12 protein-coding genes are annotated in these 10,238 nt (G+C 59.8%); 9 read left to right on the forward strand and 3 right to left on the reverse strand.

Annotated elements, in window-relative coordinates:
* Both QZ638_RS19495 and QZ638_RS19500 read left to right on the forward strand, forming a co-directional pair.
* Nucleotides 1–794, forward strand: a 794-nt coding sequence (locus QZ638_RS19495; RefSeq protein WP_295813563.1) for an iron-siderophore ABC transporter substrate-binding protein, incomplete at its 5' end; no start/stop codon positions are given.
* Nucleotides 795–913: 119 nt separating this feature from the next.
* Entirely contained in the window at nucleotides 914–1,258 is a 345-nt protein-coding gene (locus QZ638_RS19500; RefSeq protein ID WP_295813564.1) for a DUF2147 domain-containing protein, read from the forward strand.
* A 165-nt stretch (nucleotides 1,259–1,423) separates the two neighbouring features.
* Here QZ638_RS19500 and QZ638_RS19505 read toward each other — a convergent pair whose 3' ends face one another.
* Nucleotides 1,424–2,125 carry a glutathione binding-like protein gene (locus QZ638_RS19505; RefSeq protein ID WP_295813565.1) on the reverse strand — a complete coding sequence of 234 codons (702 nt, stop codon included), beginning with the start codon at nucleotides 2,123–2,125 and terminating at the stop codon, nucleotides 1,424–1,426.
* 223 nt (nucleotides 2,126–2,348) lie between these two features.
* On the opposite strand from QZ638_RS19505, the gene QZ638_RS19510 reads away from it, so the two are divergent.
* The 4 genes from QZ638_RS19510 (at nucleotide 2,349) to QZ638_RS19525 (ending at nucleotide 5,398) form a co-directional block, all read left to right on the forward strand.
* On the forward strand, nucleotides 2,349–2,519 hold the full coding sequence (locus QZ638_RS19510) for a hypothetical protein (RefSeq protein WP_295813566.1): 171 nt from the start codon (nucleotides 2,349–2,351) through the stop codon (nucleotides 2,517–2,519).
* A 25-nt stretch (nucleotides 2,520–2,544) separates the two neighbouring features.
* Nucleotides 2,545–2,718: a hypothetical protein gene (locus QZ638_RS19515; protein WP_295813567.1), complete on the forward strand. Its 174-nt coding sequence runs from the start codon at nucleotides 2,545–2,547 to the stop codon at nucleotides 2,716–2,718.
* A gap of 102 nt (nucleotides 2,719–2,820) precedes the next feature.
* Complete coding sequence (locus tag QZ638_RS19520; protein WP_295813568.1) at nucleotides 2,821–4,320, forward strand: AMP nucleosidase; 1,500 nt, start codon at nucleotides 2,821–2,823, stop codon at nucleotides 4,318–4,320.
* A 58-nt stretch (nucleotides 4,321–4,378) separates the two neighbouring features.
* Nucleotides 4,379–5,398: an endonuclease/exonuclease/phosphatase family protein gene (locus QZ638_RS19525; RefSeq protein ID WP_295813569.1), complete on the forward strand. Its 1,020-nt coding sequence runs from the start codon at nucleotides 4,379–4,381 to the stop codon at nucleotides 5,396–5,398.
* Here the strand turns inward: QZ638_RS19525 and QZ638_RS19530 are convergent.
* Nucleotides 5,395–6,246 (reverse strand): methyltransferase, encoded by an 852-nt coding sequence (locus QZ638_RS19530; RefSeq protein ID WP_295813570.1) that lies wholly within the window; start codon nucleotides 6,244–6,246, stop codon nucleotides 5,395–5,397. The genes QZ638_RS19525 and QZ638_RS19530 overlap by 4 nt on opposite strands.
* A gap of 4 nt (nucleotides 6,247–6,250) precedes the next feature.
* Nucleotides 6,251–7,933: an electron transfer flavoprotein-ubiquinone oxidoreductase gene (locus QZ638_RS19535; protein WP_295813571.1), complete on the reverse strand. Its 1,683-nt coding sequence runs from the start codon at nucleotides 7,931–7,933 to the stop codon at nucleotides 6,251–6,253.
* 290 nt (nucleotides 7,934–8,223) lie between these two features.
* Here QZ638_RS19535 and QZ638_RS19540 point away from each other — a divergent pair, with 290 nt between their 5' ends.
* From QZ638_RS19540 to QZ638_RS19550, 3 genes are all read left to right on the forward strand, one after another.
* Nucleotides 8,224–8,823, forward strand: coding sequence for a DUF2585 family protein (locus QZ638_RS19540; RefSeq protein ID WP_295813572.1), 600 nt, complete (start codon nucleotides 8,224–8,226; stop codon nucleotides 8,821–8,823).
* Nucleotides 8,824–9,123: 300 nt separating this feature from the next.
* Nucleotides 9,124–9,483, forward strand: a complete 360-nt coding sequence (locus tag QZ638_RS19545) for a hypothetical protein (RefSeq protein WP_295813573.1) — start codon at nucleotides 9,124–9,126, stop codon at nucleotides 9,481–9,483.
* A 73-nt stretch (nucleotides 9,484–9,556) separates the two neighbouring features.
* The coding region (locus QZ638_RS19550) for a uracil-DNA glycosylase (protein ID WP_295813574.1) at nucleotides 9,557–10,238 on the forward strand (682 nt) is incomplete at its 3' end.

Consider the following 10,238-nt stretch of genomic DNA (forward strand, 5'->3'; position numbering starts at 1 on the left):
CACCGCAACGTGTGATCGTCCTCACCAATGAAGGAACCGAAGCCTTGCTGGCGCTCGGCGTAAAGCCCGTCGGAGCGGCGAACTCATGGAATGGCGATCCCTGGTACGCGCACATTGCCGCGCAGATGGACGACGTGGAGCCGGTCGGCAAGGAGAGCGCGGTCAATCTGGAACTGATCGCCGCCTTGCAACCCGATCTCATTCTGGGAACCAAGATCCGACACGAAGCGATTTACGAGCAGCTTTCGGCAATTGCGCCGACCGTGATCTCCGAACGGCTGCGCGGCGACTGGCGCGAGAATTTCACGCTCTGGGCCAAAGCGTTGAGCAAAGAGGAAGCGGGCAACAAAATCCTCTCGGATTTCGACGCAAAGGTTGCGGCACTTTCCGACACGCTGGGTGAAAAGGTTAACGAAAAGGTCTCCGTGATCCGTTTCATGCCTGGCCATATCCGCATCTATCAGAAAGACAGTTTTTCGGGCTTCGTTCTCGATAAGGTCGGCTTCGGGCGCCCCGAGAACCAGGATGTGGACAGTTTTGTTTTGAAAGTGGGAAAGGAGAGCATACCGGACATGGATGGGGATAGGATTTTCTACTTCACCTATGAGCCAGGCGATGGCGAGGCAACGAAGCTTTCAGAGGAAATTCTCTCCGACCCGCTGTGGCGGACGCTCTCGGCGGTGAAGGCCGGCAAAGTGCATCAGGTGGACGACACGATCTGGAACACCGCCGGCGGCGTTCTCGCAGCCAATCTGATGCTTGACGACATAGCACGCTTGTACGGCTTGGATTGACCCTTCGATCCCCCACCCTTCCTGCGAGGTTTTCGTTTCCGCTCCCCGCTGCAAAAAGCTATTGTATTACGTTTACGTTCGCGTAAGCTGATACCGCAACATCATTGGGAGGAAGACTGATGATTGGCAGATTTGTTTTGAGCAGCGCGGCGTTCCTGTTGGCTGCCGGCATCGCCATGGCCGATCCGATCGAGGGAAACTGGAAGACGGAATCCGGAGCGACCGCGCAGATCGCTTCCTGTGGCGGATCCTACTGCATCACGCTGAAAAGCGGGAAGCACGCCGGCAAGAAGATTGGCACGTTTCAAGCGGCCGGCGGCAACAAATATACGGGCAAGATCACCGACCCGGCCAACGACAAGACCTATTCCGGTAAGGGCACTCTCTCCGGCAACAGCTTGAAGATGGGCGGTTGCGTTCTTGGTGGGCTGATCTGCCGCAACCAGACCTGGTCACGCATCTGAATTCGAACCCCATCCATATGGCAGAGCTGCGGATGGGGTCGCGGAAACGCAAGACAAGCCGCAACGGACAGGTTCGCATTCAGCCGAGCGGCATCAGACCGGCAAATAGGACAGAGGCAGACGGGTGACCCAAGCCGCCCGTCCGAATGCTGACCGAAATCGCGTTTAGCTTGCGCGCTGGCCGAAGAGGACCTTCTGAGCTTCCTTGTCCTCGGCAAGATTACGTCGATGTTCCTGCCCGACTTCGAGCGCGCGGACGACGGCCGGACGCGCCATCACGGTTTCAAACCAGCGCTTGAGGTTTGGAAAGTCGTTCAGATCCTGTCCCTGTTGCTCATAAGGCTTCACCCAGCCAACACAGGCCATGTCGGCGATGGAATAATCACCGGCGAGGAACTCGCGGTCGGCCAGGCGCTTGTTCATGACACCATAGAGGCGATTGACCTCATTGGTGTATCGATCGATGCCGTAGGGTATCTTTTCGGGCGCGTATTTGCGGAAATGATGCGCCTGCCCGGCCATCGGGCCAAGACCGCCCATCTGCCAGAACAGCCACTGATCGACGTCCACGCGCGTGCGCTCGTCGGCGGGATAGAATTGACCGGTCTTGCGGCCGAGATATTGAAGAATGGCACCGGACTCGAACACGGAAATGGGCGCACCGCCGGGTCCTTCGGGGTCGACAATCGCTGGCATGCGGTTGTTGGGCGCAATCTTGAGGAAAGACGGTTCGAACTGTTCTCCCTTGCCGATGTTCACATAATGCACGTCGTAGGGCAGTCCGGTTTCTTCGAGGAAGATCGTAACTTTCCAGCCATTCGGCGTTGGCCAGTAGTGAAGCTCGATCGGCTTGGTCTGGGTGGTCATGTTTGCTTGCCTCCAAAGTTTAGCACCACGCGGTCGGGGGAGGATCGTGGCGACAATGGGGCACGTAAGCACAGCGCTCAACTATTGCAACAAGTGCGGCGGTAAACGATCCGTCATCGGTCGTTAAACGCCGCATTAACGGTGCTGAATGCCGGATGAATGCCCCCCTCAGTATCGGTTCAGTCGTCGCCTGCCAGATTGGTGCGAAATTGAGGATGAACCGATGTTGATGCGCCGTTTTTCGATTGTCTGCCTGATCACCGCCCTGTTCGGCATGGGGCTTGCGGTTCTGGTCGCGGAAGCCGGCCGCTCTGCCGACCCGTGGGAAGACAATCGGCCGTTCTCCTGCTTCGCAGAGCGCGGTCCGCTTTGCGGCAAGACGGCGTTGCGCTGAGCGCCAAGGGTTGAGGTACGAGATAATGCAGACGATGACGCATATGGCCAAAGGTCTGATGTTCGCCATTCTGGTCGGTTCGCCGCTGCTGGCGGTCCAAAACGTTCGCGCCAGCAATGAAAATATCATCGAAGGACACTACGAACGGTCGAATGGTGCCGGTCTCGTCCTGATGGTCAGCCTGAAGCGCTCGCGCTGAAGCCGTTTCACGCACCCTCGAACGCGGATAGCGTGCACCGCCGACAGACAGCGACACCACGACCGGGCCTTGAGAAGAAAAAGAATATCTATATAAAAGGCCATGGAACATAGAATCTACCCTCAACCCATTCAGACAATTTCGAGTCCCGAGCCGTTTGCCCGCAAAAGCTTCACCGATGCCGGTGAAGCCGTTGCGGCATTGAAAGCGCTCTATGAACGCAACACCGCCTTCCTGCGCGACGCCTTCGCGCAGGTCTCCGAGGCCGGCGAAAGCGACCGACGCTTTCGTGCCTTTTATCCGGAAGTAAGTCTGGCTACCGGTTCCTATGCGCAGATCGACACACGTCTCGCCTACGGCCACGTGGCGGCACCCGGTGTTTACGCAACCACGATCACCCGCCCGGATCTCTTCGACGATTATCTGATCGACCAGCTCAGCCTCGTTATCCGCAATCATGGTGTGCCAGTCACCGTCTCGGAATCGGAAACGCCGATTCCGCTGCACTTTGCTTTCCTCCAGGACACCTATGTTGAGGCCTCGATCGCCGACCGGCTGAAGCGGCCACTACGCGATCTCTTCGACGTGCCGGACCTGAACGCCACGGACGACCACATCGTCAACGGCACCCATGAAGCGCCGGCCGGCGAGCCGCAGCCGCTCGCACCTTTCACCGCGCAGCGCATCGACTATTCGCTACATCGGCTGTCGCACTACACGGCAACCGCGCCGGCGCATTTCCAGAACTTCGTCCTCTTTACCAACTACCAGTTCTACATCGACGAGTTCTGTGCCCTCGCCCGCGAGTTGATGGCCGAAGGCGGAGGCGGCTACGCATCGTTCGTCGAGCCGGGCAACGTGATCACCAAGGCGGGCGAGACCAGCCCTTCCGCGGTGACACCCGCGCGACTGCCGCAAATGCCGGCTTACCACCTGACGCGTGGCGACCATTCCGGCATCACCATGGTGAACATCGGCGTCGGCCCCTCAAACGCCAAGACGATTACCGACCATGTGGCGGTGTTGCGCCCGCATGCCTGGCTGATGCTCGGCCATTGTGCCGGCCTCAGAAACACGCAGGCGCTGGGCGACTATGTGCTCGCGCATGCCTATGTGCGCGAGGATCATGTGCTCGACGACGACCTGCCCGTCTGGGTGCCGCTTCCCGCACTCGCCGAGGTGCAGGTGGCGCTTCAGGAGGCGGTGGCCGAGATCACCGGATTGTCCGGCTATGAGCTAAAGCGGATCATGCGCACCGGCACAGTCGCCACCATCGACAACCGCAACTGGGAACTGCGCGAGCAGCGCGGGCCGGTGCAGAGGCTGTCACAGTCGCGGGCGATCGCACTCGATATGGAATCGGCCACCATCGCCGCCAACGGCTTTCGCTTCCGGGTGCCCTACGGCACTTTGCTATGCGTGTCCGACAAGCCACTGCATGGCGAACTGAAACTGCCGGGCATGGCCACAGAATTCTACAAGCGGCAGGTTTCCCAGCATCTCAAGATCGGTATGCGGGCGGTGGAGAAGCTTGCGTCCATGCCGCCGGAGCGGCTTCATTCGCGTAAGTTGAGAAGCTTTTTCGAGACCGCCTTCCAATAGTCCAAAAGAGCGGCTACGCCCGCCTGTCTCGGAAAACGCATAATTGGGGCATCAAGCGATGACGACAGGCAGAACCGCATCTGCACTGCCAGCAATTCTGGCGATCGGCGCGGTTCTGGTATCGGTGCCTCTCGTCGCGGGCTATTGGGGCCGGCTGCATCCGGCCTTCGATTCCATGGGGCACTTTCGCCTCCACCTGGCGGTTCTGGTCACGCTTCTTTCTGCGCCTCTGGTCTTCGTCAAGGGCTGGCGGCAGATAGGGCTGGCGGGTACGGTGCTCGGCATAGCCGCCGTGAGCGCTACGCTTCTGCCCGGTCACACCGGCGCCGGCGCAGCCAGGGCGGAAGCGACAGAGACATCATCGGCTCGCTACCGGCTTCTTCAATTGAACCTTCGATACGACAACGCGACGCCCAAGCGCGTTTTCTCACTGATCGGCCGGACCAAGCCGGATGTCGTGACCTTGAACGAGGTTTCGCGCATGTGGGTAAAAGAGCTGAAGTTCCTGGAGGCCACCTATCCTTATCGCGTGATCTGCCCGCCGCCGGCCCGCATCGGCGGCGTTGCCATTCTCTCGCGCCGGCCCTTCGCAAATCCCGCTGGCTACGCCTGTTATGATCGCGGTTCGATGGCTGTGGCGACCGTGCGACTGGGTGCGGAAACGGTCGAGATCGGCGCCCTCCACCTCGGTTGGCCGTGGCCCTTCGAACAGGACCGCCAGGTCGGACGTATAACGCCGGTGCTCGACAGGCTTGGCGGGACCGCAATCCTTGCCGGCGATCTGAATGCGGCGCCTTGGAGCGTCACGGCTCACCGTGTCGCCGAAGCGGGACGATTGGACCTTATGCCCGGCATCGGCCCAACCTGGATGAAGCCGATCGTCCCCGAAGGGATCCGCCGAATTGTCGGCCTGCCGATCGACAACATCTTCGCCAAGGGGCGAATCGTGCCGTTGTCTGTCGAGCGTTTGCAGGACGTGGGCTCCGACCACCTGCCGGTGCTGTTCGAATTCGGCATCCGCCCCGCCCCTGAGCCAGCCGAGGTAATCGAGGTGAAACTCGCGGGGAGCGAGGGTTAGTCGACGGCAGTTTTGCGGGCGATGACCAGATGCCCGGGCACCGGCTCGCCCTTCTCATGCCGAACCACGATGTCGCCGATGGCCAGACCGGCAAAACCGTGCACAGCGAGCATTTCAGAGAGATAGGCCTGCGAATGGGCGAAACGCTGATGCGGCCCGACCACGAAGGGTCGACCGGCGAGCGCGTCATCGGGCAAGGTTTCGCTTGAGAAGGCGAAAATCGCACCGTCGACGGCGAGTTCGGCCGCGCCGCAGAAAAAGGCTTCAAGATCGCCGAGATAGGGCAAGACATCTGTCGCGGTGATCAGATCGAAGGGGTCGACATCCGCGTGATGGAGGAAATCGACGACGTCGCCGACATAGAGCGCGTCATAATCCCCTTTTTCATGGGTAATCTCGATCATGTTTTCGGACAGATCGACGCCGGTTATGTGATCTGTCATGCCGCGCAGAACCTCGCCCGCGAGCCCGGTGCCGCAACCGAGATCGAGCATGCGGCGAAAAGGTCCAGGCGCGATTTCTTCCAGAGCCCCCCGGGTCAGCGCCGGCACGTCATAGCCGAGCTGGCCGACCAGAATGCTCTCGAAATCGTTGGCATGCTGATCGAACAAGGTCGCAACATAGGCTTCGGAGGCTCTTGGCGGCGTCTCACCACGCCCCATGCTCGCCAGGCGCACGGCCGCGCCTCCATGATCGGCGGGGTCGATGGCAAGCACGTCCCTGTACGCGGCCGCCGCAGCGTCGAAATCCCCGGCCTTCTCGAGCGCGAGCGCGCGATTGTAGGCCTCCGACAGCGCCTCTTCGTCGATGGCGTTCGCGGCCGCCGTTTCGGGTTCATGGTCAGACAACAGCTTACATCCCGGTGTAAACGGGGCCCTCACCGCCCTGCGGCGGTACCCAGTTGATGTTCTGGTTGGGGTCCTTGATGTCACAGGTCTTGCAGTGGACGCAGTTCTGCGCGTTGATGACAAAACGGGCATCGGCCACATCGCTGCCGTCCGTCAGCGCATTGCCGTCGGCGTCCACCCATTCGTAGACGCCCGCCGGGCAATAACGCGAGGACGGGCCGGCATAGACCGCATATTCCGACGTTTTCTGCAGTTCCATGTCCTTCACCTGCAGATGAACCGGCTGTTCCTCCTCATGATTGGTGTTGGACAGGAAAACCGAAGAAAGCCGGTCGAAAGTGAGAACGCCGTCGGGCTTGGGATAATCGATGGGTGCGTAATTCGCGGCCGGCTCCAGCGCCGCTGCATCGGTCTTGCCATGCTTCAGCGTGCCGAACAGCGAGAAGCCCAGCAGCGAATTCATCCACATGTCGAAACCGCCTATGCCGACCCCTATAAGCGTGCCGAAGCGCGACCAGAGCGGCTTGACATTGCGCACCTTCTTCAAGTCCTTGCCGATATCGGATGCCCGCCACGCCGCATCGTAGCCTTCCAGCGTGTCGTTGCCCCGCCCGGCTCCGAGCGCCTCGGCGACATGCTCGGCAGCGAGCATGCCCGACAGAACCGCGTTGTGCGACCCCTTGATGCGCGGCACATTAACGAAGCCGGCCGAACAACCGATCAGCGCCCCACCGGGAAAAGCCAGCTTGGGAACGGACTGCCAGCCACCCTCCGTTATGGCGCGGGCACCATAGGAAATGCGCTTGGCGCCATCGAAGGTGCCGCGAATGGCAGGATGCGTCTTGAAGCGCTGAAATTCATGAAAGGGCGAGATGAAAGGGTTTTTATAGTTCAGGTGGACAACGAAACCGACAGCCACCTGATTGTCCTCCAGGTGATAGAGGAAGGAGCCGCCACCGGTTTTCATATCGAGCGGCCAACCGAATGAGTGCTGGACCAGACCCGGCTTGTGGTTCTCAGGCTTAACCTCCCAGAGTTCCTTGAGACCGATGCCGAATTTCTGTGGTTCGCGATCTTTTGCGAGGTCGAATTTTTCGATCAACTGCTTGGCGAGCGAGCCGCGCACGCCCTCGCCGATCAGTACATATTTGCCAAGCAGCGCCATACCGGGCTGATAGTTGGGGCCCCGGGTCCCATCGCGCTCTACGCCCATATCGCCGGTCGCCACGCCGATAACGGCCCCCGCTTCGTTGTAAAGCACCTCCGCAGCGGCAAAACCTGGATAGATCTCGACACCTAGAGCCTCCGCATGACCGGCGAGCCAGCGGCATACATTGCCGAGTGAGACCGCGTAATTGCCGTGATTGCTCATGAGCGGCGGCATCATGAAATTGGGTAGCCGGATCGAGCCTGCCGGTCCGAGAACCAGGAAATGATCGTCGGTGACTGGAGTCTTGAACGGATGATCGGGATCCTCGCGCCAATCCGGCAACAACCGGTCGATGCCTATCGGATCCACGACCGCGCCCGAGAGAATGTGCGCGCCGACCTCTCCCCCTTTTTCCAGAACGACGACGGAAAGCTCCGGGTCGAGTTGCTTGAGTTTGATGGACGCCGCCAATCCTGCCGGCCCGGCACGGACGATGACCACATCGAATTCCATGCTTTCGCGTTCCATCTCGCTCATTCCACCCTCCGCAGTCTTTCTCTCTGGCGCGCCTTGCGTCCGGTCCATTCAGAACCCGGCGCGATCTGGATACCCATCAGTCCCGCATAACGGTTTCAACGCCGGGCTATAGCGCATCCGCGCTCCTATCGAAACCGGAGAAGTCGCATCAACCCATTCCCGATCGCTACGGCTTCATATTACCTTGACGTAAACGTCAATAATCGAGAACGTGCGAGCTTGCAATTCCTGTTTGCTAGCCGGTTCGAATCCACGCAGTGTCGCGCAGTTTCATCATGGAGGGCAGTGGCTTGGCCACGATTGATAACCGTCTTCTGGCAGCTTACAGACAAAGGCCCATTGCCGTTACGGCCTTGTGCGTGCTCGTCATCCTGGCGATTCAGGCTTTCTTCCTGAAGTTCATGGGACAGACAACGATCTGCGACTGCGGGACCGTGAAACTTTGGTATTCGAACCCATCAGGTCCGGAAACCTCGCAGCATATCGGCGACTGGTACACCTATTCGCACTTTCTGCATGGACTGCTGTTTTATTCGCTGCTTTGGCTTCTTGCCCCGCGCATGCCCATTGGCCTTCGCCTGGCGCTAGCTGTCGGGCTCGAAGCCGCTTGGGAAATGGCCGAAAACACTCCCATGGTCATCGACCGCTATCGGGAATCGGCCCTGGCGCAAGGGTATTACGGTGACAGCGTAATCAATTCGCTTTCGGATACGCTCACGACAATCGTCGGCTTCTTCGTCGCGCGCGTTTCACCCGTGTGGCTCAGCATTACGCTGGTGGTGGCGACGGAGATCTTCATGGCGGTGATGATCCGCGACAATCTCACGCTCAATATCCTCCAACTTATCTACCCCTCAAAGGCGATTTCCAACTGGCAGGTCGGCGGTTGAGGCCGGAACCTTTCCGGTTTTTCCGGAACGGAAACGGCGCTACAATGAAGCAGGAAGGGAGGTATCGTCCTGCCTCGCGCCGTATCCATAATCGCCCTCCCCTTACTGGCATGCCTGCTGGGTGCCGGGCCGGGAGATGACGGGCGCTGGCAAGCCGGCCGGTATTCCTTCTCCGACGAGCTCGGAGGGTTTCGCATTCATGCGGTATCGGGATCGGGCTCGCGCAGCGATCCCGTAGTTCTGAAACAGGAGCTTCACTCGGCCTCCGCCGTCGTTCTCGTCATTCGCACAACCGGGCACGTGCCACGCTATGCCTATGACGAACAAGCAGGAGCCGGCTATCTTTTCATGGAGATCGAAACGCTCAACGCGAGTAATCTGCCGTGGGTCGAGTTTGAATTCGAGCTTCAGGAACTGCGTGGTGTATCGAGCGTTTATGGTGACGGATTGTCGTTCGACCAGCGAAATGTCGGCTCGGCCCATATCGACTCCGACACCTTCGCCACCCATGACCGCAAATTCGAGCCCTATGACCGGCTACTGTTTCAATCGGGCACTGTCGACGCCAACCTTTCCGTTTCGTTCCGCCTTCTCATCACCGATCTGACGCCGAAGCCGGTGTTTTATCTGGTGCAGGACCCGCGTATTCCCGCTTCCTGAACTTGCAACGATCGGCAAAGAAAGAGAAAGTGCCTCACCCAAGCACGGGCAAACAATCAGGATTTCGGTCGTTATGGATTCCGCTGGACTAAGGGAGATTCTGGCCTTCTACGCCGATGCCGGTGTGGACGAACCCCTTATGGAGGAAGCGGCGGACCGGTTCGAGGAAACACGCCTTGAGGCGGAAAAGCGGGCGGCGCGCCGGCAGACCGCCCCGCAAAAGGTCGCGCCATCGACACAGAAGCAAACTCCCGTCGCTCCCAGAAGCCAGAAGGCCTCGATCCCCGACGACGCGCAAGCGGCCCGCGCACGGGAGATTGCCAGAAGCGCCCAGACGCTGGATGATTTGCGCAGCCAGCTTGCTGCATTCGATGGCTGCAACCTCAAAACCACGGCGAAGAATACGGTCTTTGCCGATGGCAACCCCGAAGCCAAGGTGATGTTCGTCGGCGAAGCGCCTGGCCGCGACGAGGACATTCAAGGGCTGCCTTTTGTCGGACGCTCGGGTAAGCTGCTTGACCGCATGCTGGAGGCCATCGGGCTCGACCGCACATCGACCTACATTTCCAACGTGATCCCCTGGAGACCGCCCGGCAACCGCGACCCGTCTCCGCTGGAAACGGAAATCTGTCGGCCGTTCATCGAACGCCACATCGAACTGGTTTCGCCAAGCATTCTGGTGACGCTGGGCAATCCGTCGACGAAATTGCTGCTGAACACACAGACAGGCATCATGCGCATGCGTGGCAACTGGG

This window comes from uncultured Nitratireductor sp. (genome assembly GCF_913053745.1).
In the GTDB taxonomy this organism is placed as follows: domain Bacteria; phylum Pseudomonadota; class Alphaproteobacteria; order Rhizobiales; family Rhizobiaceae; genus Nitratireductor.

What these genes read in the sequence shown, in the direction of transcription:
- QZ638_RS19525 (WP_295813569.1), top strand. Translation starts at nt 4,379, where the DNA reads ATGACGACAGGCAGAACCGCATCTGCACTGCCAGCAATTCTGGCGATC.
- QZ638_RS19510 (WP_295813566.1), top strand. Translation starts at nt 2,349, where the DNA reads ATGTTGATGCGCCGTTTTTCGATTGTCTGCCTGATCACCGCCCTGTTC.
- QZ638_RS19535 (WP_295813571.1), bottom strand. Translation starts at nt 7,933, where the DNA reads ATGAGCGAGATGGAACGCGAAAGCATGGAATTCGATGTGGTCATCGTC.
- QZ638_RS19500 (WP_295813564.1), top strand. Translation starts at nt 914, where the DNA reads ATGATTGGCAGATTTGTTTTGAGCAGCGCGGCGTTCCTGTTGGCTGCC.
- QZ638_RS19520 (WP_295813568.1), top strand. Translation starts at nt 2,821, where the DNA reads ATGGAACATAGAATCTACCCTCAACCCATTCAGACAATTTCGAGTCCC.
- QZ638_RS19515 (WP_295813567.1), top strand. Translation starts at nt 2,545, where the DNA reads ATGCAGACGATGACGCATATGGCCAAAGGTCTGATGTTCGCCATTCTG.
- QZ638_RS19505 (WP_295813565.1), bottom strand. Translation starts at nt 2,125, where the DNA reads ATGACCACCCAGACCAAGCCGATCGAGCTTCACTACTGGCCAACGCCG.